This window comes from Nonomuraea bangladeshensis (genome assembly GCF_039529455.1).
In the GTDB taxonomy this organism is placed as follows: domain Bacteria; phylum Actinomycetota; class Actinomycetes; order Streptosporangiales; family Streptosporangiaceae; genus Nonomuraea; species Nonomuraea bangladeshensis.
In genome coordinates, this window is record NZ_BAAAMV010000008.1 from 401,565 (window position 1) to 422,372 (window position 20,808).

The 20,808-nt window shown below is 73.0% G+C and carries 19 protein-coding genes; 8 read left to right on the top strand and 11 right to left on the bottom strand.

The features are described from left to right. Positions 1–20: 20 nt before the first annotated feature. Positions 21–926 (top strand): CAP domain-containing protein, encoded by a 906-nt coding sequence (locus tag ABD292_RS27950; RefSeq protein WP_344212346.1) that lies wholly within the window; start codon positions 21–23, stop codon positions 924–926. On the opposite strand, the gene mug is transcribed toward ABD292_RS27950, so the two are convergent. Beyond that, positions 923–1,426, bottom strand: coding sequence for a G/U mismatch-specific DNA glycosylase (gene mug / locus ABD292_RS27955; RefSeq protein WP_344212348.1), 504 nt, complete (start codon positions 1,424–1,426; stop codon positions 923–925). The two genes, ABD292_RS27950 and mug, sit on opposite strands and share 4 nt — an antisense overlap. Positions 1,427–1,536: 110 nt before the next feature. Then, the gene (locus ABD292_RS27960) at positions 1,537–2,019 is read right to left on the bottom strand and encodes a MarR family winged helix-turn-helix transcriptional regulator (RefSeq protein WP_344212349.1); all 483 of its coding nucleotides are present in this window, start codon (positions 2,017–2,019) and stop codon (positions 1,537–1,539) included. A 50-nt stretch (positions 2,020–2,069) separates the two neighbouring features. Here ABD292_RS27960 and ABD292_RS27965 point away from each other — a divergent pair, with 50 nt between their 5' ends. Next, the gene (locus tag ABD292_RS27965) at positions 2,070–2,480 is read left to right on the top strand and encodes a nuclear transport factor 2 family protein (RefSeq protein ID WP_344212350.1); all 411 of its coding nucleotides are present in this window, start codon (positions 2,070–2,072) and stop codon (positions 2,478–2,480) included. Positions 2,481–2,543: 63 nt separating this feature from the next. Here ABD292_RS27965 and ABD292_RS27970 read toward each other — a convergent pair whose 3' ends face one another. The 4 genes from ABD292_RS27970 to ABD292_RS27985 all read right to left on the bottom strand — a co-directional run bounded on the left by ABD292_RS27970 (position 2,544) and on the right by ABD292_RS27985 (position 8,970). Beyond that, the gene (locus tag ABD292_RS27970) at positions 2,544–3,947 is read right to left on the bottom strand and encodes a sugar porter family MFS transporter (protein ID WP_344212351.1); all 1,404 of its coding nucleotides are present in this window, start codon (positions 3,945–3,947) and stop codon (positions 2,544–2,546) included. Between the two features lie 68 nt (positions 3,948–4,015). Continuing rightward, positions 4,016–6,478 carry a polynucleotide kinase-phosphatase gene (locus ABD292_RS27975; protein WP_344212352.1) on the bottom strand — a complete coding sequence of 821 codons (2,463 nt, stop codon included), beginning with the start codon at positions 6,476–6,478 and terminating at the stop codon, positions 4,016–4,018. Beyond that, positions 6,462–8,009 carry a 3' terminal RNA ribose 2'-O-methyltransferase Hen1 gene (locus ABD292_RS27980; RefSeq protein ID WP_344212353.1) on the bottom strand — a complete coding sequence of 516 codons (1,548 nt, stop codon included), beginning with the start codon at positions 8,007–8,009 and terminating at the stop codon, positions 6,462–6,464. The genes ABD292_RS27975 and ABD292_RS27980 overlap by 17 nt, the downstream gene beginning before the upstream one ends. 46 nt (positions 8,010–8,055) lie before the next feature. Then, the gene (locus tag ABD292_RS27985; protein WP_344212354.1) at positions 8,056–8,970 is read right to left on the bottom strand and encodes an LLM class F420-dependent oxidoreductase; all 915 of its coding nucleotides are present in this window, start codon (positions 8,968–8,970) and stop codon (positions 8,056–8,058) included. A gap of 117 nt (positions 8,971–9,087) precedes the next feature. Here ABD292_RS27985 and ABD292_RS27990 point away from each other — a divergent pair, with 117 nt between their 5' ends. The 4 genes from ABD292_RS27990 to ABD292_RS28005 are packed head-to-tail and all read left to right on the top strand — an operon-like array spanning position 9,088 to position 13,319. Beyond that, positions 9,088–10,212 carry a glycoside hydrolase family 18 protein gene (locus ABD292_RS27990; protein ID WP_344212355.1) on the top strand — a complete coding sequence of 375 codons (1,125 nt, stop codon included), beginning with the start codon at positions 9,088–9,090 and terminating at the stop codon, positions 10,210–10,212. 50 nt (positions 10,213–10,262) lie between these two features. Further along, positions 10,263–11,417, top strand: a complete 1,155-nt coding sequence (locus ABD292_RS27995) for a sensor histidine kinase (RefSeq protein ID WP_344212357.1) — start codon at positions 10,263–10,265, stop codon at positions 11,415–11,417. Beyond that, the gene (locus ABD292_RS28000; protein ID WP_344212359.1) at positions 11,414–12,703 is read left to right on the top strand and encodes a sensor histidine kinase; all 1,290 of its coding nucleotides are present in this window, start codon (positions 11,414–11,416) and stop codon (positions 12,701–12,703) included. The genes ABD292_RS27995 and ABD292_RS28000 overlap by 4 nt, the downstream gene beginning before the upstream one ends. Positions 12,704–12,719: 16 nt before the next feature. Further along, positions 12,720–13,319, top strand: a complete 600-nt coding sequence (locus ABD292_RS28005; protein ID WP_344212361.1) for a response regulator transcription factor — start codon at positions 12,720–12,722, stop codon at positions 13,317–13,319. A 23-nt stretch (positions 13,320–13,342) separates the two neighbouring features. Here the strand turns inward: ABD292_RS28005 and ABD292_RS28010 are convergent, their stop codons facing one another. Next, positions 13,343–14,002 (bottom strand): potassium channel family protein, encoded by a 660-nt coding sequence (locus ABD292_RS28010; RefSeq protein WP_344212363.1) that lies wholly within the window; start codon positions 14,000–14,002, stop codon positions 13,343–13,345. Next, positions 14,002–14,667 carry a potassium channel family protein gene (locus ABD292_RS28015; RefSeq protein ID WP_344212365.1) on the bottom strand — a complete coding sequence of 222 codons (666 nt, stop codon included), beginning with the start codon at positions 14,665–14,667 and terminating at the stop codon, positions 14,002–14,004. Before ABD292_RS28015 ends, ABD292_RS28010 begins: the two co-directional genes overlap by 1 nt. Positions 14,668–14,769: 102 nt before the next feature. On the opposite strand from ABD292_RS28015, the gene ABD292_RS28020 reads away from it, so the two are divergent. Continuing rightward, the gene (locus ABD292_RS28020; protein WP_344212367.1) at positions 14,770–16,806 is read left to right on the top strand and encodes an APC family permease; all 2,037 of its coding nucleotides are present in this window, start codon (positions 14,770–14,772) and stop codon (positions 16,804–16,806) included. On the opposite strand, the gene ABD292_RS28025 is transcribed toward ABD292_RS28020, so the two are convergent. Next, positions 16,793–18,430 carry an alpha/beta hydrolase gene (locus ABD292_RS28025; RefSeq protein ID WP_344212369.1) on the bottom strand — a complete coding sequence of 546 codons (1,638 nt, stop codon included), beginning with the start codon at positions 18,428–18,430 and terminating at the stop codon, positions 16,793–16,795. The two genes, ABD292_RS28020 and ABD292_RS28025, sit on opposite strands and share 14 nt — an antisense overlap. Before the next feature lie 65 nt (positions 18,431–18,495). On the opposite strand from ABD292_RS28025, the gene ABD292_RS28030 reads away from it, so the two are divergent. Beyond that, complete coding sequence (locus ABD292_RS28030) at positions 18,496–19,746, top strand: class I SAM-dependent RNA methyltransferase (RefSeq protein WP_344212371.1); 1,251 nt, start codon at positions 18,496–18,498, stop codon at positions 19,744–19,746. Positions 19,747–19,759: 13 nt separating this feature from the next. Here ABD292_RS28030 and ABD292_RS28035 read toward each other — a convergent pair whose 3' ends face one another. Both ABD292_RS28035 and ABD292_RS49040 read right to left on the bottom strand, forming a co-directional pair. Next, a complete protein-coding gene (locus tag ABD292_RS28035; RefSeq protein ID WP_344212373.1) occupies positions 19,760–20,428 on the bottom strand; it encodes a DUF3159 domain-containing protein in 669 nt (222 codons plus the stop codon). Between the two features lie 4 nt (positions 20,429–20,432). Further along, positions 20,433–20,639: an OB-fold nucleic acid binding domain-containing protein gene (locus ABD292_RS49040; RefSeq protein ID WP_225289212.1), complete on the bottom strand. Its 207-nt coding sequence runs from the start codon at positions 20,637–20,639 to the stop codon at positions 20,433–20,435. Positions 20,640–20,808 lie beyond the last annotated feature (169 nt).

The following is a 20,808-nucleotide window of genomic DNA, read 5'->3' on the forward strand; positions in this document are numbered from 1 at the left end:
GCAACTGGAGGAACCCCCCTATGCGTAGACCCCTTGGGGTCCTTGCCGGCCTGGTGAGCGTCGCCGCCCTGTGCGCGCCGATCACCGCGGCCGAGGCCGCGACCGCATCGCAGGCGGCCTGCCGGGTGACCGTCACCAAGCCCAGGCTCAGCGGGAACGCCCTGAAGATCGTCTCGTCGGCCGCCCGACGCGGCTGCTTCTCCCCTTCGCTCGTACGCGTCCGCATCCTGCGGGCCGTCCCCGGCAAGGACCCGGTCATCAAGAGCGGCGCCACCAGGAACGGCCGCGTCAGCCTGGCCGTGGACTGCCGGCCCGGCACGTACTACGCGACCGCCACCGACTACCGCGGCCGCCCGGTCAAGTCGCGGGCGGTCCGGCTCACCTGCGACCCGGGCTCGGCCACCCCCACCCCGACGCCCACGAGTTCTCCCAGCGGCTCGCCCACCGCGACGCCGACCAGCAGGCCGACCACCTCGACCTCCCCGACGACCGGCCCGACGACCGGCCCGACGACCGGCCCGACCGGCGGCGCCGTGGGCACCGCGGAGGAGAACGAGGTCGTCAGGCTGGTCAACGCCGAGCGCGCCAAGGCCGGCTGCGGCGCCCTGACGCACAACGCGCAACTACGCGCGGCGGCTTTCGGCCACTCCGCCGACATGGCGAAGCAGAACTACTTCGACCATGACTCGAAGGACGGCCGGAGCTTCATGGACCGCATCCGCGCGGCCGGCTTCACCGGAGGCTCCGCCTGGGCCGAGAACATCGCCAAGGGCCAGACCTCGCCCGCCTCCGTCATGCAGTCGTGGATGAACAGCTCCGGACACAGGGCCAACATCCTGAACTGCCGCTACAACCTCATCGGGGTCGGCGTCGCCAGGAGCCCCCAGGGCACGGTCTACTGGACGCAGGACTTCGCCGCCCGCTAGGACTGGGCGAGTGAGGATCGCAGGCGGCGCATCTCGTCCGCGATCCCGGCCAGGGTCCAGTGGGCGTTGAGCCCGCTCGGGTTGGGCAGCACCCACACCCTGGCCCCGCCCACCGTCTCCTCCTGCGGCCCGATCCGCGCCTTGGGCCGCAGGAAGGCGGTGCGGTAGGCCGACACGCCCAGCACCGCGAGCGCCTTGGGCGCCAGCCCGGCCACCTTCGCCGCCAGCGCGGCCCCGCCCTCGACCAGCTCCTCCCGCGTCAGCTCCGACGCCTTGGCGCTGGCGCGGGGGGCGAGGTTGGTGATGCCGAGCCCGTACTCGGGCAGCAGGTGCTGCTCGGCGGGCGCGAGCAGGCGGGGCGTGAACCCGGACAGGTGCAGCGCGGGCCAGAACCGGTTGCCGGGCCGGGCGAAGTGGTGACCGGTGGCGGCGGACATGAGGCCGGGGTTGATGCCGCAGAACACCACGTCGAGCGAGGGACCGAGGACGTCGTCGAGCACGCCACACCTTAGCCCGAAATTTACGGTGGCCGGCCGCGCGCCCGTCAACGGCGCCGCAGGACGGCGATCCCCGGAAGAGGCAAGCCGTTGAAGATCCCTCACAAAGAGGGCTAGCGGGGCGGCCGGACCTCGCGATGGCGTACGGCCGGCGCGCCGCCCAGCTCGTCCAGCAGGTCCGCGAGCAGCACGCGGCACTCCTCCAACCGCCGCTTCCCGCCGCGTTCGGCCAGCCGCGACTCCAGCGCCTCGCGGGCCCGCCGGGCGGTCGCCACCGCCTCGCGGCCTCGCCCGGTCAGGTGCACGCGGCGGATGCGGGCGTCGCGCGGGTCAGCCAGGCGCTCCACGTAGCCGAGGCGTTCGAGCTCGGCCACGGTCTTGGACGCCGCCTGCTGCGTCACGCCCAGCTTCGGGGCCAGGTCGCCCACTGTGGGACCGGCGTCGCCGACGAGATGCTGGAAGACGTATCCGTGTGCGAACCGCAGGCCGGAGAAGCCCTGCTCCGCCAGGCTCTCCTGCACGACGGAGGCGGCCGCGAATCCGACGAAGAGGGCGAGCGTCCCGGTGTCCAGGTCGCCGGGTTGTACAGGCTGCATGAAGACATTCTGTAGTTGACAACCTTGGTTGTACAACTATGGTTGTGAATATGACCGACCTCCAGCAGCACGCCAACGTGGACCTCGCCGTTCGTTACCACGAGGCGGTGTCCCGAGGCGAGAGTCCCGAGCCGTACTTCCACGAGGACGTCGTGCAGCGCGAGCTGCCCAATGCGCTCTTCCCCGACGGGGCCGTACGCGACCTCGGCGGTCTGCGCGCGGCGGCCGAACGCGGCCGCTCGACCATCAAAGAGCAGCGCTTCCAGGTGCTGAACGCGGTCGCGGCCGGCGACCAGGTCGCCCTCGAGGTGCTCTGGACCGGCACACTCGCCGTACCGCTGGGCGACCTGCCGGCCGGCCACACCCTGCGGGCGCACATCGGGACATTCCTCGAGTTCCGCGACGGCAAGATCGCGGCCCAGCGCAACTACGACTGCTACGAGCGCCTGACCCGCCGCTGACATCCCGCCACACAGCGGTGGGCGCCCGCGCAGCACGTGCTGGCGGCACGTACGGAAACGGGGCTAGCCCATCTCCTCCAGCTTGCGGCCCTTCGTCTCCTTGATCCGCCGGAGCACGAAGACGAACGACAGCGCCGCGAAGACCGCGTACGCCGCATAGGTGAGCGGCAGGTTCCAGGCCGCGAGCGCCGGGAACGACACCGTGACCGCCCAGTTGGCCAGCCACTGCGCCGCGGCGGCGACGCCGAGCGCGGCGGCCCGGATCCGGTTGGGGAACATCTCCCCCAGCAGCACCCAGACCACCACACCCCAGGACAGGGCGAAGAACAGCACGAACAGGTTGGCCGCCACGAGCGCGATCGGCCCCTGCGGATCGGGCAGCGCGACCACGCCGCCCCTGTTCACCCGGGGGGCGCTGAACGCCCACGCCGCCGTGGCCAGCGAGAGCGCCATGCCGGCCGAGCCGATCAGCAGCAGCGGACGCCGCCCGATCCTGTCCACGAGCGAGATCGCGATGAACGTGCCGATGATGTTGATGATCGAGCTGGAGAAGCTGATCAGCAGCGAGTCGCTCTGGTTGATGCCCACCGACTGCCACAGCACCGACGAGTAGTAGAAGATCACGTTGATGCCGACGAGCTGCTGGAAGGCCGACAGGACGATGCCGGCCCACACGATCGGCAGCAGCCCGAGCGCGGGCCCGCGCAGGTCGCGCAGCCCCGGCACCCGCTGGGTGCGCACCACGTGCTGGATCTCGGCGATGCGCGCGTCGAGGTCGGTGTCCTCGCCCTCGACCTCGGCCAGCACCTCCCGCGCCCGCCGCGACTTGCCCGCCATGATCAGGTAGCGCGGCGACTCGGGGATGACCAGCGCGAACATCAGGTAGAGCAGCGCCGGGACCGCGCACGCGCCCAGCATCCACTGCCAGGCCTGCAGCACCCACAGGTGGTTGTTGACCGCGCCGCCCGCCAGCCGCGCGATCACGTAGTTGACGAGCTGCGAGACGGCGATGCCGAGCACGATGGCGAGCTGCTGGAACGAGCCGAGCCGCCCCCGGTAGGCGGGCGGCGCGACCTCGGCGATGTACGCCGGCCCGAGCACCGACGCCATGCCGATGGCGAAGCCCGCGATCACCCGCCACAACGCGAGGTCCCAGATGGCGAACGGCAGCATCTGCCCGATCGAGCTGACCGCGAACAGCAGCGCCGCCACCTGCATCGACCGCGTACGGCCCCACCGGTCGGCCAGGTTGCCGCCGAACCAGGCGCCGACGGCGGAGCCCAGCAGCGCGATCGCCACCACGACGCCCGTCTGCACAGGACCCACCTGGAAGTGCCGCTGGATCCCGACGACCGCGCCGTTGATGACGGAACTGTCATAGCCGAACAGGAACCCGCCGATGGCGGCGGCCGCCGTGATGAACACGACGTAGCTCAGATGCTCCTGATGCGTGTGCTGAGTGGCCATGCAGGTCCTTTCCCCGTCACCGGGGCATACCCGCACGTCAGGGACCTAGCGGACCCCTTACCCAACCTTTAGAGGCGTGGGTCCACCGGCTCGGACTCCAGCGCCAGCACCGCGAAGACCGGCTCGTGCACCCGCCAGGCCGCCTCGCCGTCCGCCAGCCGCGACAGCGCCTCCAGGCCGAGCGCGTGCTCGCGGAGGGCGAGCGAGCGCTTCTTGCCGAGGAAACGCCTGCGCAGCACGTCCAGCGACTCGGTGTAGTCGGGGCCGTAGATGATCCGCAGGTACTCGCGCCCGCGCACCTTGATCCCCGGCTGCACCCGGCCCGGCGTGTGGACCGCGGGCTTGACCACCATGCCCTCGCCGCCGGCCGCCGTCAGCGACTCCCACCACTCGGTGGCCGCCGCCCGCGACGCGGGCGAGCCGAGGTCGGCGAACACGTGCCGGGTCGGGGCGATCAGCGGCGCGTCCAGCCCGCCGAGCGTGGCCAGGTGCCAGGCGTGCGGCTCCAGCGCCGTGGCCCGCCCCTCGCAGGCCAGGATCTGGAACGGGGCCACCTTGACCCCCTCCAGGCCGTCCACCGGCCAGCAGTAGCGCGCATACGCCTCGCGGAACAGGGCAGCGTTGGAGGAGCGGCGCCGGGTGCGGATCAACAGCTCGCCCACATCCAGTCCGCGCCCGGCCGCCGCTTCCAGCGCCGCGACCGCCTCCGGCAGGGCCGCGCGGGCGGCCGCGCCCACCGAGGCGTACTGGCGTCTGATCAGCTCGCCCGCCTTCGCCGACCAGGGCAGCAGCTCGCAGTCGAGCACCACCCAGTCGGAGCCGAGCTCGTCCCACAGCGGCGCGCAGGCCGCCCGCAGCCGCTCGGTCAGCGGGCCGGTGTCGGCGAAGAACGGCCGCCCGGTCCGGGTGTAGACCGCGCCGCACGTGCCGTCGCGCACGCCGAAACGGGCCTCGGCGGCCTCCGGCGTACGCGCCAGCACCGCCACCGCGCGCGAGCCCATGTGCTTCTCCTCGCACACGACCTCGCGCACGCCGGCCGCGGCCAGCTCCTCGAACGCCTCGTGCGGGTGCTCCAGGTAATCGTCCAGGCGGGAGGTCTCCGGCGGCGCCATCGTCGGCGGCAGGTAGACCAGCCAGCGCGGATCGACCGCGAAACGGCTCATGACCTCCAGTGCGGCGGCCGCGTTCGCCTCGCCGATCTTGATCCGGCCGCCGTGCCGGGTCTCGACGTGCCGGGTGCCGGTCACGTCGACGATGTCCAGCGTGCCGGGATCGCGGCCGAGTCCGGTGCCGAGCGGCTTGACCGGCTCGTACCACACCTTCTCCGCCGGGACCTGGACGAGCTCCCGCTCCGGGTAGCGCAGCGCCGTCAGGTGGCCGCCGAAGGCGCAGCCGGTGTCGAGGCAGATCGTGTTGTTGACCCACTCGGGCCGCGTCGTGGGCGTGTGCCCGTAGACGACCATGGCGCGGCCGCGGTAGTCCTCGGCCCACGGCAGGCGGACGGGCAGGCCGTACTCGTCGGTCTCGCCGGTCGTCTCGCCGTACAGGGCGAACTCGCGCACCCGCTTGGAGGCCCGCCCGTGGTAGGACTCCTTCAGCCCGGCGTGCGCGACCACGAGCCGGCCGCCGTCCAGCCGGTAGTGGCTGAGCAGGCCGTCCATGAACGCCTTCGCCCGCGCCACGAACTCCGGCGGCTGCGCGGCGAGCTGGTCCAGCGACTCCTGCAGGCCGTGGGCGATCCTGACCTTGCGGCCGTCGAGCGCGCGCACCAGCTTGTGCTCGTGGTTGCCGGCCACGCAGATCGCCGTGCCGGCCTCGACCATGTCCATGACCAGGCGCAGCACGCCCGGCGTGTCCGGGCCGCGGTCCACGAGGTCGCCGACGAACACCGCCGTACGGCCCTCGGGATGCCGCACTCCCTGCCAGCCCAGCCGGGCCAGCAGCGCCTCCAGCTCGGCCCGGCAGCCGTGCACGTCGCCGATGACGTCGAACGGCCCGGTGAGGTGGGTGAGGTCGGACCACGCCTTCTCGTAGCCGATGACCGCCGCGTCGATCTCCTCGGGGCCGCGCAGCACGTGCACCTTCCTGAACCCCTCGCGGGCGATCCTGCCCATCGAGCGGCGCAGGTCCTTGCGCTGGCGGATCACCACGCCGGGGCCGAAGTCGCGGTCGGGGCGGGCGGCGTTGCGCGCGATGGCCACCTGCTCGGGCACGTCCAGGACGATGGCGTCGGCCAGCACGTGGTGCCTCCTGGCCAGCGCGACGAGGCTCTCGCGGGCGGCCTGCTGGACGTTGGTGGCGTCCACGACGGTGAGCAGCCCGCGGGCCAGCCGCACGCCCACGATGTGATGCAGCAGGTCGAACGCCGCCGGGGTGGCCGCCTGGTCGTTCTCGTCGTCGGCGACCAGGCCGCGGCAGAAGTCGGAGGAGATCACCTGCGTCGGCTTGAAGTGCCGGCGCGCGAACGTCGACTTGCCGCTGCCGGAGACCCCGACGAGCACCACGAGCGACAGCTCAGGAACGCTGATCACGGGTGAACACTCCCATCTGGGTCGGCGGGCCGACCTCCGGGTCGTCGTCGCCGACCGGCTCGAACGCCACCGCGTAGCCGTGCTCGGCCGCCACCCGGCTTGCCCAGGCGGCGAACTCGGCGCGGGTCCACTCGAAGCGGTGGTCGGGGTGGCGCAGGCCGGTCAGGAACTCGTAGCGGACGTTGTACTCGACGTTGGGCGTGGTGACGACGACGTGCCGGGGGCGGGCGTGGCCGAACACGACACGCTCCAGCGCCGCCAGGCGGGGCGGGTCCACGTGCTCGATCACCTCCATGAGCACGGCGGCGTCGTAGCCGGACAGGCGCTTGTCGGTGTAGGTGAGCGCGCCCTGGAAGAGGGTGAGGCGGGCCCGCTTGGCCTCGGGCATGCGGTCGAGGCGCAGGCGGCGGGCGGCGATGGTGAGGGCCAGCGGGGAGACGTCCATGCCGGCGACCCGCGCGAACGCCGGGCGCGACAGCAGCGCGCCGACCAGCTCTCCCTGGCCGCAGCCCAGGTCGATGACGCTGGCCGCGCCGAGCTCGGTCAGCTTGCCCAGCACCGCCTCCCGCCGCCGCACACTCAGCGACCCGCCCTTGACCTCCGGCTCCCCGGCCTTCTCGCCGCCGGCCGCACCCGGCTCGCCGACCTCGCCGGCCCCCGCGGCCGGCGCCTCCCCGGCTACCGTGGCCTCGGTCTCGCTCGCCTCGGCCTCGGCGGCGGCGGCCTCGTCGGCGGCGGTCGCCTCGGGCGGGGCGTCCTCGGCGAGCGCCGGCTCCAGGTGCTCCTCGGTCTCGTCGCCCAGCTCGGCGAGCCGGGTCAGCGCCGTACGCGCCAGCGACCAGCGCCGTCCCAGGTAGCGGCGGGTGATCAGGCCCCGCTCCGGATGCCCGCGCAGCCAGCCCTCCCCCGCCCGGATCAGCTTGTCCACCTCGTCGGGGGCGATCCAGTAGTGCTTGCCGTCGTCGAGCACCGGCAGCAGCACGTACAGGTGGTTGAGCGCGTCGGCGACCCGCACCGTGCCGCGCAGCGCGAGACGGACATAACGGGACTCACCCCACTCGGGGAAACCCTCGTCGAGCGGCAGCACCCGCGCCTCGACCTCCCACCCCAGCGGCTCGAACAGTCGCCGGGCCAGGTCGGGCCCGCCACGGCAGGGCAGCGCGGGCAGCGTCAGCTCCAGCGGCAGCGCCCTGCCCGGCAGCTCGGGCCGGGCCGCGCACCGGCCCGCCCGCGCGGTGCGGAACACCTCGCCGAGCGCCACCGCGAGCAGCGAGGAGGCCGCGTAGGGGCGGTCGTTGACGTACTGCGACAGGCTGAAGTCGGGCGAGCCCTTGCCGCGCGCCCTGGCCAGCGCGACCGGGTCGATCTCCAGCAGCAGCGCCGCCGTGCAGCGCTCCTCGCCCGCCTCCGGGTAGAACACGGTGGCCGTGCCGGACGACTGGCGGAACTCCTGCACGCGCTCGGGATGCTTGTGCAGGAGGAAACCCAGGTCGGTGGCGGGCCTCGCGGTGTTCGTGATCGTCAGCAGCACCCTCCCAAGTGTGCAGGAACGCCGCGAAAACCCGCCATCCGTTTACCTACACGTGCGGCAGCACCTCGGCCGCGATCAGCTCCAGGTGCTCCAGGTCGCCGAGGTCGAGGACCTGCAGGTAGAACCGCTCGGCGCCGAGCGCGCCGAACTGCCCGATCCGCTCGACGACCTCGGCCGGCGTGCCGCACAGGCCGTTCTCGCGAAGCTTGTCCGCGTCCTCGCCGATGGCCGCCGCGCGCCGCTCGATCTCCGCCCGGTCCGCGCCGACCACCGTGGTCTGCGCGGCCGACAGCACGACCTCGCGCCCGGTCTCCTCGCACGCCCGGCGCACCCGGTCGTACGCCGCCCCGGTGTCGGACAGCGAGCGGAACGGCACGTTGTACTCGTCGGCGTACGTCGCCGCGAGGCGCGGCGTGCGCTTGGCGCCGACCCCGCCGATGATGATCGGCGGCCGGGGCCGCTGCGCCGGCTTGGGCAGCGCGGGCGAGTCGGCCAGCCGGTAGTAGCTGCCTTCGAAGGAGTAGCTCTTCTCCGCCGTCCACAGACCGGTGATGATCTCCAACTGCTCCTCGAAACGGCCGAAGCGCTCGCCGGCGGGCGGGAACGGGATGCCGTACGAGGTGTGCTCGGCGTCGAACCACCCGGTGCCGAGGCCCAGCTCCACCCGGCCGCCGCTCATCTGGTCGACCTGGGCCACGCTGATCGCCAGCGGCCCGGGCAGCCGGAACGTGGCCGGCGACACCAGCGTGCCCAGCCTGATGGCCGAGGTCTCCCTCGCCAGGCCCGCCAGCGTGACCCACGCGTCGGTCGAGCCGACGCCGGGGTCGCCCGCGCCGATGCGCTGATAATGGTCGGACCGGAAGAACGCGTCGAAGCCCAGCCGCTCGGCGGTCTGGGCGACGGTGAGCAGGTCGTCATAGGTGGCGCCCTGCTGGGGCTCAGTGAAGATCCGCAGCTTCATGTCAGCCATTATCAGCGCACAACGGACGCGAACCGGAAAGGGGTCACGTCGCGTCGCCCGGCTTGCTAGCGTTCAACCCAGCGCCCTAGGTAGCCGATCGAACACGGGGAGTGCTCTATGCCGCGGCACCAGAGGGAGCCGGGCCTGCTCCCCCGTCCTCTCGCCGTTCTCGCCGGGCTCGCGCTCGTGGCCGCCACCGTCGTGGCGGTCCGGCTGCTGCCGCCCGCGAGCGCCGTCGCCACGTCCCCGCCGCCCGCGCCGCCCGCCTCCCGTGCCGCGCCCCTCGGCCTGCACACGCCCGCGCTCTCGGCCGCGGTGGCCGAGGCGCCGCCGCCCGGCTTCATGCGGCCCGGCCTCGTGGGGCCCGCCACCGTGGGTCCCGGCTTCGTGGGGTACGTCGACACCGCCGCCGACCCCGCGTTCGACCTGCCGGCCACGGCCCTGCGCACCGGCGTGCTCCACTACCTGCTCGGCCACCTCGTCGCGGGCGGCGCCGACGGCTGCTCCCCCGCCTGGGCGAGCGCGGGCGGCACGCTCATCGACCCCGGCGTCAACCAGGTGGTCAACAGGATCGGGCGGCTCAGGGCGCTCGGCGGCGACGCCGCGCCGTCGTTCGGCGGCGGGAGCGGGGACGGAGACGGGAGCGGGGGCGCGGGCGCGGGCGGCGCCGACCCGGCCGCCCGCTGCACCGAGCCGCGTGCGCTCGCCGCGGCCTACCGGCGGGTGGTGGGCGCCTTCGACGTCTCCGCCGTCGACTTCGAGCTGCCCGCCGAGGGCGAGAGCGCCGCGACGGCGGCGCGCCGGGCCCGCGCGCTCCGGGCCCTCCAGCGGGAGCGGGAGCTCCAGGTCAGCTTCACCGCGCCGCTCACGGCGTCCGGGCTGGGGGCGTCCTGCGTGGCGGCGCTGCGGGCCGCCCACCGGGCCGGGGCCGAGGTCGGCACCGTCAACCTGCTGGCCGGGCTGGAGCCGCGCACGGCCCCCTCCGGCCGGCTGTCCCGGCTCGCCGCCGCCGTACGGCTGGCCGAGGCGCAGATCGCCCGCGCCCAGTCGCTGCCGGACGAGGAGGACGCCTGGCGGCGCGTCGCGCTGACGCTGGTGCTCGCCGACGGGTCCGAGCTGAGCGAGCAGGACGCCCGCACCCTCTCCGATTACGCCGTACGCCACAACCTCGCCTGGCTGTCCCTGCGCGGGGCCGATCCCGAAGAGGGGGCTGCGACCGTTCTGCGCGGATCCGTACCCTGACTATAGGATTCCCTTACCGTCAACATGTCCAGGCGAGTGGGGAGGGGGCGATGGCGGCTCGTCCTGAGACGGCCAGGAAGATCCTGATCTACTGGATGGACGGCGTCGTGGCGATGATCGCCGTCATCACCGTGGCGTTCACCGTCGGCCGGAGCATGGCGGGCGTGATCTCGCCCCTCCACGCCGCGGTCACCGTCACCTGTCAGCTCGGGCTGTGCGCGCTGTTCCCCGTCCTCCTCAGGGAGGCCTTCGACCACCGGCCGCGCCCCACCTGGAGGCTGGCGCTCGCGGGGGTGTTCGCGCTGACCGCGACGCTGCTGCGCCCGCCCGCTTACGACAACTCCTCGCCGTGGATCGAGGTGGGCACGCTGTGGCTGGCCGCGGCCGCACTCTACCTGTCGCCCCGGGCGATCGCCTGCCTGTCGGCGGCGGTTGCCGGGCTGCTCACCGTCCACGGCGCGCTCGTGCACGGGCAGAGCTGGCTCGGCGTCCTGATCAGCCTGTCGATCAACTTCGCCTTCATGATCCCGGCCATGCTCCTGTGGCGCTGGCTCTGGTGGATCATCAGGGACGCCTCCAACGCTCGCGAGGCGCGGGCCCGGCTCGCGGTCGCCGAGGAACGGCTGCGCTTCGCCCGCGACCTGCACGACCTGCTCGGCCACAGCCTGGCGGTGATCACGCTCAAGAGCGAGCTGGCCGCCAAGCTCGCCACCAAGGACGCCGGGCGGGCACTGACGGAGATGACCGAGGTCCGTGAGCTGGCCGGCGACTCGCTGGCCGAGGTCCAGCAGGCGGTGCACGGCTACCAGCACCTCGACCTCGACCAGGAGGTGGCCGGGGTGCGGGCGGCGCTGGAGGCGTCCGGCACGCGCTGCGTCGTCCACGTACGCGCCGACGGGCTCGGACCGGCCGCGCGGGCGCTGCTCGCGTGGGTGGTGCGCGAGGGCGGCACCAACGTGCTCAAGCACAGCAGGGCCACGCGCTGCGCCATCACGATCGACGGCGGCCTGCTGGAGATGCGCAACGACGGGGTGGCGCGGGGCGCGGCGCCGTCGCCGGGCAGCGGCCTGCGCGGGCTGGCCGAGCGGCTGGTCGCCGCGGGCGGCACCCTCTCGGCCGCGCCCACGGCGACGGGCGAGTTCCTGCTGCGCGCGACCGTGCCGGTCGTGGGCGAGCTGCCGGCGCGGGAGACGGTGCCGGCATGACACCGACTTCAAAGGCCGGCCCGGCAGACCCGAAGCCCGGCGCCACAGACCCGAAGTCCGGCCCGACAGGCCCGAAGCCCGGCCCCACAGACCCGAAGTCCGGCCCGGCAGACCCGCAGCCCGGCCCGGTGACCCCGGAGGCGGGTGCGGCCGTCGGGGACGGGCGGCGGGTGGGGCCGTTGCGGCGGGTGCGCGGTGCGACCAAGCTCGACAAGGTCCGCTGGGTGATCGTCTACTCCACCGACATCGTGACGCTGCTCGGCCTGATCGGCCTCTACACGCTCTACGTCCAGTGGCAGATGGGCCTGCCCGCCGCCGTGGCGGGCGGCGCCGCCGTCCTGCTGGTGATCTTCACCGCGCTGTGCACGCGGCCGTTCCGGGTGGCGGTGCGCGGCGGGCCGCGGCCCACGAAGCTGCTGGCCGTGACCGGGGCGCTCGCGCTGCTGCTGGCCGTCGTGGCCGTGGTGTGGGCGCTGCCGCCCTGGCTGGGGGCGCTGACGCCGTTCGTCCGCAGGCGCACGATCGCCGTCGTCTCGACCGGCTCGATCGTGATCCTCGCCCTGATCGGGGTGCTGTCCGGGGCGAGGCTCGCGGACATGCTGGCGCTGGTGCTGGTGATGACGTTCCTGACGGCGCTCGCGGTCGTCGCGACGTGGGCGAACCTGCGGCTGTGGCGGCTGGCCCACGAGGCGCACGAGGGCGAGGAGGCGCTGGCCAGGCTCGCGGTCTCGGAGGAGCGGCTGCGCTTCGCCCGCGACCTCAACGACCTGCTCGGCCAGAGCCTCACCGACGTGGCCGCCCGCGCCGGGCACGCCGAGGAGCGGCTGCGCGTCGATCCGGAGGCGGCCGCGGCCGAGATGTTCGAGGTGCGGGACCTGGCCCGGCGCTCGCTGCGCGAGGTGCGCGCGGTCGTCCAGAACTACCGCGCCGTCGACCTCGACGAGGTCCTCGCCAGCGTACGGGCGGTGCTGGAGGCCGCGGGCGTGCGCTGCGCCGTACGCGCCGACACGGCGGCGCTGTCCCCCGAGAGCCGCACGCTGCTGGCCACGGTCGTCCGCGAGGGCACCACCAACGTGCTCAAGCACAGCCGGGCCGAGCGCTGCGAGATCAGGATCGAGGACGGTGTGCTGGAGATGTCCAACGACGGGGTGAGCGGCCAGGTGGGCCCGCACGCGCCCAACGGCCTGGCCGGACTGGCCGAACGGGTGCGCGCGGCGGGCGGCAGCCTGGAGGCGGCGCCCACGCCCGAGGGCCGTTACCTGCTGCGGGCGGCGGTGCCCGCGTGAGACGTGGGGAGAGACCATGACCATCCGCGTGCTGCTCGCCGACGACGAGCACCTCGTCCGCGGCGCCATCGCGGCCCTGCTGGACCTGGAGGAGGGCATCCAGGTGATCGCCCAGGTCGGCCGGGGTGACGAGGTCGTCGCCGCCGTGTCAGAGCACCGGCCCGACGTGGCCGTGCTGGACATCGAGATGCCCGGCATGGACGGCCTGAGCGCGGCCGAGCAGATCAGCGCCCATTGCAAGATCGTCATACTGACCAGCCTGGGCCGGCCCGGCTACCTGCGCCGGGCCATGGCCGCGGGCGTGGGCGGCTTCCTCGGCAAGGACGCCTCCGCCGAGGAGCTCGCCATGGCGATCCGCAAGGTCCAGGGCGGCGGGCGCTACCTCGACGCCGAGCTGGCCGCGGCGGCCATGGCGGCCGGCGACAGCCCGCTGACCGACCGCGAGCGCGACGCGCTGCGGCTGGCCGGCGACGGCGCGACGATCTCCAGGATCGCGGGCGAGCTGCACCTGACCGAGGGCACCGTGCGCAACTACCTGTCGAGCGCGATGACCAAGCTCAACGCCCAGAACCGGCTGGAGGCCATCCGTACGGCCCAGCGCATGGGCTGGCTCTGACCCCGGCCCGCCAGGAGCGGGGGTCAGTGCTGGGAGAGCAGGTGAGCCAGCTCCTGCTCGACCTCCTGGTTGGCCACGAAGAGCAGCTCGTCGCCCGCCTCCAGCGGGTCGTCCGCCGACGGCACCAGCACCCGCCCCTCGCGCAGGATCGCGACCAGCGCGGAGTCGTTCGGCCACGGCACCGCGCCGGCCCGCTGGCCGACGACGGGGGCGTCCTCGGCCAGGGTGAGCTCGACGAGGTTGGCCTGGCCCTGGCGGAACGTCATGAGCCGCACCAGGTCGCCGACGCTCACCGCCTCCTCGACCAGGGCGCTCAGCAGGCGCGGGGTGGAGACGGCGACGTCGACGCCCCACGACTCGTTGAACAGCCACTCGTTGTTGGGGTGGTTGATGCGGGCCACCACGCGCGGCACGCCGTACTCGGTCTTGGCCAGCAGCGACACCACGAGGTTGACCTTGTCGTCGCCGGAGGAGGCGACCACGACGTTGCAGTTGTTGAGCCCCGCCTCGTCGAGTGAGGCGATCTCGCAGGCGTCGGCGAGCAGCCATTCGGCCCGCGGCACGCTGTCGATCTTGATGGCGCGGGGGTCGACGTCGATGAGCAGGACCTCGTGGCCGTTCTCCAGCAGCTCCGCGGCGATGGAACGCCCGACCGCGCCCGCTCCGGCGATGGCGACGCGCATCAGTCATCCTCTTCCGGCGCCCCGGCGAGCGCCTTGTTGATCCGGTCCATGTCGTTCTCGGCGGCGATGACGTGCAGCACGTCGCCCTCCTGCACCACCAGGTCCTTGGTGACGGTGAGGGCCTCGCCCATGCGGTTGACGAACGCGGCGCGGGCGCCGACGCGCTTCTCCACGTCGATGACGCGGGTGCCGATCCAGGAGGGGTTGACCGCCACCTCGGCGAGCACGACGGTGCCCGTGGGGTCGCGCCACAGCGGCTCGGCTCCCTCCGGCAGGATGCGGCGCATGATCTGGTCGGCGGTCCAGCGGACGGTGGCCACCGTGGGGATGCCGAGGCGCTGGTAGACCTCGGCCCGGCGGGGGTCGTAGATGCGCGCCACGACGTTGTCGACGCCGAACGTCTCGCGGGCCACCCGCGCGGAGATGATGTTGGAGTTGTCACCGCTGGAGACGGCCACGAACGCCGCCGCCGACTCGACGCCGGCGTCGGTGAGCACGTCGCGATCGAAACCGACCCCGGTCACCCGGCGGCCCCGGAACCCGGCCCGCAGCCGCCGGAACGCCTGGGGGTCACGGTCGATGATGGCGACGGAATGACCGTTGTCCTCGAGGATGTGCGCGAGGGTCGATCCCACACGGCCACACCCCATGATCACAATATGCATGTTCCCCCGCATGTTCGCGGCCGGCGGTTGCTCAGCCTCCAGTATGGCGCTAGGGGGGAGCACCTCGTTTAAGCCGTACGTCTGGGGCTAGCATCTCGTTACGTGGCGAAGGTAACGGATCTTGTCAAACGCTTGCTCGTGGGGCGCGCCCTGCGCAGCGGGCAGCTCCACGAGCAATTGCTCCCCAAACGCGTCGCCCTGCCGGTCTTCGCCAGTGACGCGCTCTCCTCCGTGGCGTACGCGCCGCAGGAGATTTTGGTCATCCTGTCGCTGGCCGGCGTCTCCTTCTACGCCTACAGCCCGTGGATCGCCGCCGCCGTCGTCGTGGTGATGCTCACAGTGGTCGCCTCCTACCGGCAGAACGTGCACGCCTATCCCAGCGGGGGCGGCGACTACGAGGTGGCGACCACCAACCTCGGCAAGAACGCCGGGCTCACGGTGGCCAGCGCGCTGCTGGTCGACTACGTGCTGACCGTCGCGGTCTCCGTCGCCAACGGCGTCGACTACGTGGGCGCCACCATCCCGATCGTGGGCCAGCACAAGCCGGCCGTCGCCATCGCCATCGTCGTCCTGCTCACCGTGATCAACCTGCGCGGCATCCGCGAGTCCGGGGTCGCCTTCGCCATCCCCACGTACGCGTTCATGATCGGCGTGCTGGGGCTGATCGTCGTGGGCGGGTTCCGGCTGCTGGTGCTCGGCGACGAGCTGCACGCCCCGAGCGCGGGCTTCACCGTACGCCCCGAGCAGACCAATCTGACGGCCTTCGCCGCGGCCTTCCTCATCCTGCGGGCGTTCTCCACCGGTTGCGCGGCCCTCACCGGCGTCGAGGCCATCAGCAACGGCGTGCCCGCCTTCCGCAAGCCCAAGAGCAAGAACGCGGCCACGACGCTGCTCATGATGGGCCTCGTGGCCATCACGATGTTCGGCGGCATCATCGCGCTCGGCCTGGCCTCGGGCGTGAAGGTGGCCGAGCCGTCCGTGGTGGCCGAGGACCTGATCCGGCAGGACGGCACGCCGGTCGGCCCCGGCTACTACCAGCAGCCGATCATCTCGCAGGTGGCGGACGCGGTGTTCGGCGGCGGGTCGCTGATGTTCGTGCTGATCTCGGCGGTGACCGCGCTCATCCTGTTCCTGGCGGCCAACACGGCCTTCAACGGCTTCCCGGTGCTGGGCTCGATCCTGGCCCAGGACCGCTACCTGCCGCGCCAGCTCCACACCCGGGGCGACCGCCTGGCCTTCTCCAACGGCATCATCCTCCTGGCGGCGGGCGCGTGCCTGCTGCTGTGGGGGTTCAACGCCGACGTCAGCCGCCTGCTCAACCTCTACATCGTCGGCGTCTTCGTCTCGTTCACGCTCAGCCAGACCGGCATGGTCATCCACTGGACCCGCCACCTGCGGACCGAGCGGGACCTCAAGCTCCGCCACCAGATGCACCGCTCCCGCGTGATCAACTTCTTCGGCGCGGTCATGACCGGGCTGGTGCTCATCGTCGTGCTGCTGACGAAGTTCATGGTCGGGGCGTGGATCGTGGTGATCGCGATGCCGATCCTGTTCCTCATGATGAAGGGCATCCGTCGCCACTACGACAACGTGGCGGCCGAGCTGGAGCTCGACGAGGACTACGAGCCGGCCATGCTGCCCGCCCGCAACCACGCGGTCGTGCTCGTCTCGAAGATCCACAAGCCGACGATGCGGGCGCTGGCCTACGCCCGCGCCACCCGGCCGTCCACCCTGGAGGCCGTCACCGTGGGCGTGGAGGGCGAGGAGGCCCGCCAGCTCCAGGAGGAGTGGGAGCGCCGGGGCATCCCGGTGCCGCTGAAGATGCTCGACTCGCCCTACCGGGAGATCACCCAGCCGGTCCTCGACTACGTCAAGTCGCTGCGGCGACGCTCGCCGCGCGACGTCGTGACGGTGTTCATCCCCGAGTACGTCGTCGGCCACTGGTGGGAGCACCTGCTGCACAACCAGAGCGCGCTGCGGCTGAAGGCGCGGCTGCTGTTCAAGCCGGGCATCATGGTGACCAGCGTGCCCTGGCAGCTCCACTCCTCCGACCGGCTGACGGGCCGGCGGGAGCCGTTCGCGCCGGGCGCGGTGCGCCGCCCCGGGCAGGTCAAGGACGACGAGATCACGACGAGCTGAGCAGCGCCCGCAGCCGTACGTTGTCCGCCGCGTCCCAGCCGGGCGGCGCCGCCACGGCCGCCCAGGCGTCCACGACGTTGGCGTTGTAGCGGTGCCCGTGGCCGGGCGGCACCGACAGCGCCGAGGTCATGTCCACCAGCACCTGCCAGAACGTCACCAGCGGGAACCAGTTCATCTCCGGGTTCACGCCGGGCCCCCGCTCGCCCTCCAGCCAGGCGGGCCGGCGCAGGATCAGCGCGGGCGTCCACCAGACGACGGGGTCGGAGGCGTTCTGCAGGTAGACCACGCGCGGCCGGGCCCAGGGGCCGGGCGGGAGGTCGAGGTCGCCGGGCGTCTGGGCGAAGCGGACGGTGCGGCCCCCCTCGTACACCGGCCGCCACACCGGGCTGCCCGGCTCCCTGCCGGTGGTGACGCGGTGCCAGATGGGGTTGGCGTTGGGCGGGCCGACGAAGACCGCGCCGTCGGTGCGGGCCGCCAGGTCGTCGAGGTCGCGGAAGGCGTTCTCCAGCGCGTACGAGCCGAGGCTCTCCCCCGCCAGCACCAGCTTCGGCCGGTCGTCCGCGGGCAGCTCGGCCCAGCGGGCCCGCACCGCCTCGAACAGCGCCCGTCCCGCCCTGGCCGCCCGCCCCCTGTCCACCATGAACGACACCCAGCTCGGCAGGTACGAGTACTGCACGGCGACCGTGGCCGAGCGGCCGTCGTACATGTGCTCCAGGGCGGCGGGGATGCTCGGGTCCACCCATCCGGTGCCCGTGGTGCCGAGCACGGCGAGCACCGGCCGCCGGAAGGCCCCGGTGCGTTCCAGCTCGCGCACGGCCAGGGCCGCCTGGGCCTCCGGGGTGGGGGCGGCTTCGAGGCCGACGTACACGCGGATGGGCTCGGTGGCCGGATGGCCGGAGAAGGCGGTGAGGCGGGCGGGGCTGGGGGCGGTGGCGACGAAGGTGCGCCCCTCCTTGCCGAGCGTGTCCCACGGGACGAGCGAGCCGGGGCCGCCGGACACGAGGCTCGTCGCGGGCCGCCGTACGCCCGGATCGGTGCCCTGGTTGGCGACCGAGGACACGTCGCTCACCCGGGCGACGAACGCCGAGAACAGCACGTCGTCGGCGAACACCGCGACGAGGACGGCGACGAGCACCACGCCGATCGCCTGCCCCACGTAGATCGGCACGAACCGGCCGAGCCAGCCGATGAGCTTGCGTCCGCCGAGGCGTACCAGTCGGGCGAGCAGCAGCCCCAGCGCGAACAGCACCACCGCCACGGCCAGGATGAGCGGCGGAAACCAGGTGATGCGGGTGTCCACGCCCATGAACGCGCGCAGGTCGCGCTGCCAGTCGTGGCTGTACCAGAGCGCCACCACGCTCAGGGCCGCGCAGCCGCCGATCAGGGCCTGCCAGGCGAGGCGGCGCCCGCGCTCGGACGGGCGGTAGGCGATCAGCGCGCGGCAAAGCGCGCCGATCGTGGCGCCGACCGCGTAGCCGATCAGGGCGGTGACCGCGGCCATCACCCCTTGGTACATCCAGGTGCGCGGCAGCAGCGAAGGCGTCAGCGAGGCGCAGGCGAACAGGGTGCCCAGCAGGACTCCCCCGAAGCCAGGCCACCGCCGTACCACCCGCGCCGTGTCCACGACGACCAACAGTAGTGGATCAATTCCGAGGGTAGTGGGCCAGGTCAGGGCATAGGGTGTGGCATGTGGAACAGGCAACTCTGGAGCTGACGGTGGGTCCGGTCGCGCACGGCGGCTGGTGTGTGGCGCGGCACGAAGGACGGGTGGTGTTCGTCCGGCACGCGCTGCCGGGCGAGCGGGTGGTCGCCGAGGTCACCGAGGAGAGCGCCAAGTTCCTGCGCGCCGACGCGGTGAAGATCCTGGAGCCCTCGCCCGACCGCGTGGTCCCGCCCTGCCCCTACGCGGGGCCGGGCCGCTGCGGCGGCTGCGACTGGCAGCACGCCACGCTGGACGCCCAGCGGCGGCTCAAGGCGCAGGTGGTGGCCGAGCAGCTCCAGCGGCTGGCGGGCATCGAGCGTGAGGTCGTGGTCGAGGAGGTGCCGGGCGCCGAAGACGGCCTCGGCTGGCGCACCCGCGTGCAGTTCGCCGCGCTGCCCGGCGGCGAGCTGGGCTTCCGCCGGCACCGCTCGCACGACATCGAGCCGGTCGACGCCTGCCTGATCGCCCATCCCGAGGTGGAGGCGGTCGCCGCGGAGGCCCACGCCTGGCCGGGGGCGGCCGGGGTCGAGGTGATCGCGTCGTCCGGCGGCGAGCGGGCCGTGGTCGTCAGGCCCCGGCCGCGGCGCAGCGTGACCGTGCCCGACCTCGACGCGCCCGCCTCGATCCTGCTCGACCAGGGCAAGGGCCGCACCGAGCCGCGGCGCGGCTCAGGGGTGCTGCACGAGCAGGTGGGCGAGCGCGGCTTCCGGGTGATGGGCAGCGGCTTCTGGCAGGTGCATCCGGGCGCGGCGGAGACCCTGCTGGACGCGGTGCTGGCGTACGCGGCGCCGGAGCCCGGCGAGTGGGCGCTCGACCTCTACTGCGGGGTGGGCCTGTTCGCGGCGGGCCTGGCCGAGGCGGTGGGGCCCGAGGGCGCCGTGTTCGGACTGGAGTCCGAGGCCGCGGCCGTCCGCGACGCCCGCGCCAACCTCCGCGACCTGCCGCAGGCCCGGGTGGAGCGCGGGCGGGTGGAGGAGGCCCTCGACCGCTTCCAGATCGAGCGCGCCGACCTCGTCGTGGTGGACCCGCCGCGGGCGGGGCTCGGCCGCGAGGTGGTGGAGCGCGTCGCCGCCCTGGAGGCCACGCGCATCGTCTATGTGTCCTGCGACCCGGCCACCTTCGCCCGCGACCTCAAGTGGCTGGCCGAGCGTGGCTACGTGCTGTCGGACCTGCGGGCGTTCGACGCCTTCCCGATGACCCACCACGTGGAGTGCGTGGGCCTGCTGCTGCCCGCCTGACCGAGCAGGCGGGTCAGGCCGCGGCCGGGGGCTTGATGGGGGTGCGGCCGCGGCCGAGCACCCAGAGCATCGCGGCCAGCGCCGCGACCTGCAGCGGCCACCCCATGATGATCTTGGCGAGGCCGAGCGCCGCCACCGCCTCGTCGCCGCCGCCGAACAGGTAGACCGGCCCCTGCACCGCCACCCGCACCGCGCACGGCAGCATGAGCAGCCAGGTGAGCCTGGTGCAGAGCCGGACGATGCCGGGGTCCTTGTGCCAGGCGGTGGGATCGCCGGTGACCGAGCCGATGAGGAAGCCCACCACCGGCCACCGGGCGACGATGGAGACGAGCATGCCCACCATGTAGCCGGCGTTCCACAGGATGCCGGGCAGGAAGTAGTCCTTCGCGTCGCCGGTGCGGCTGGCGAAGAACGCCCCGATCGCGATGCCGATCAGGCTGTTGATGACGAACTGCGGCGTGGACCGCTGCACGACCCTGGCCACCAGCAGCAGCACCGCCAGCGCGATGCTGACGATGAGCGACGTCTTCAGCTCCTCGGTGACGAGCCAGCACACCGTGAAGGCGATCGTCGGGACCGCCGCCTCGATGATGCCGCGCACGCCGCCGAACGCCTTGGCGAGCTGCGCTCGCACCGCCGCTTCCACCGTGTCGTGGGCGACCTCTTGCGCCTCAGCACTCACCTGATCAACTCCCTGGCCGGAGCTCGTATCGCGGATTGAACATCACCTTGCGGCCGTCCTGCATGCTGACCAGCCCCTCGGCCTTGACCGTGCGGCCCGGCTCGATGCCGGCGATCTTGCGGCGGCCGAGCCAGACCAGGTCGATCACGTCGGACCCGTCGTAGAGCTCGGCCTCCAGCGCGGGGGCGCCGCCCCTCGGACGCAACGTCACGGTACGTAGCGTACCGGCCACGCAGAAGCGCCTGCGCCCGCCGCATGACACGATCGGGGTCGCGCCGACCTCGTCGGCGTCCTCCCGTAGTTCCTGGGCCTCGATCTCCGACTGGGGAGATGCCAGTCGTGCGAAGAACCCACGCAATCCCCCGCGTTTCGCGGGCTCT

Excerpts from the sequence above, each read along its gene's own strand:
- ABD292_RS27960 (WP_344212349.1), bottom strand. The coding sequence starts at position 2,019 with ATGCAGCCTGTACAACCCGGCGACCTGGACACCGGGACGCTCGCCCTC.
- ABD292_RS28010 (WP_344212363.1), bottom strand. The coding sequence starts at position 14,002 with ATGCGCGTCGCCATCGCCGGAGCGGGCGCGGTCGGGCGTTCCATCGCC.
- ABD292_RS28005 (WP_344212361.1), top strand. The coding sequence starts at position 12,720 with ATGACCATCCGCGTGCTGCTCGCCGACGACGAGCACCTCGTCCGCGGC.
- ABD292_RS28000 (WP_344212359.1), top strand. The coding sequence starts at position 11,414 with ATGACACCGACTTCAAAGGCCGGCCCGGCAGACCCGAAGCCCGGCGCC.
- ABD292_RS27995 (WP_344212357.1), top strand. The coding sequence starts at position 10,263 with ATGGCGGCTCGTCCTGAGACGGCCAGGAAGATCCTGATCTACTGGATG.
- ABD292_RS28015 (WP_344212365.1), bottom strand. The coding sequence starts at position 14,667 with ATGCATATTGTGATCATGGGGTGTGGCCGTGTGGGATCGACCCTCGCG.
- ABD292_RS27970 (WP_344212351.1), bottom strand. The coding sequence starts at position 3,947 with ATGGCCACTCAGCACACGCATCAGGAGCATCTGAGCTACGTCGTGTTC.
- ABD292_RS27985 (WP_344212354.1), bottom strand. The coding sequence starts at position 8,970 with ATGAAGCTGCGGATCTTCACTGAGCCCCAGCAGGGCGCCACCTATGAC.
- ABD292_RS27950 (WP_344212346.1), top strand. The coding sequence starts at position 21 with ATGCGTAGACCCCTTGGGGTCCTTGCCGGCCTGGTGAGCGTCGCCGCC.
- ABD292_RS27965 (WP_344212350.1), top strand. The coding sequence starts at position 2,070 with ATGACCGACCTCCAGCAGCACGCCAACGTGGACCTCGCCGTTCGTTAC.
- ABD292_RS27990 (WP_344212355.1), top strand. The coding sequence starts at position 9,088 with ATGCCGCGGCACCAGAGGGAGCCGGGCCTGCTCCCCCGTCCTCTCGCC.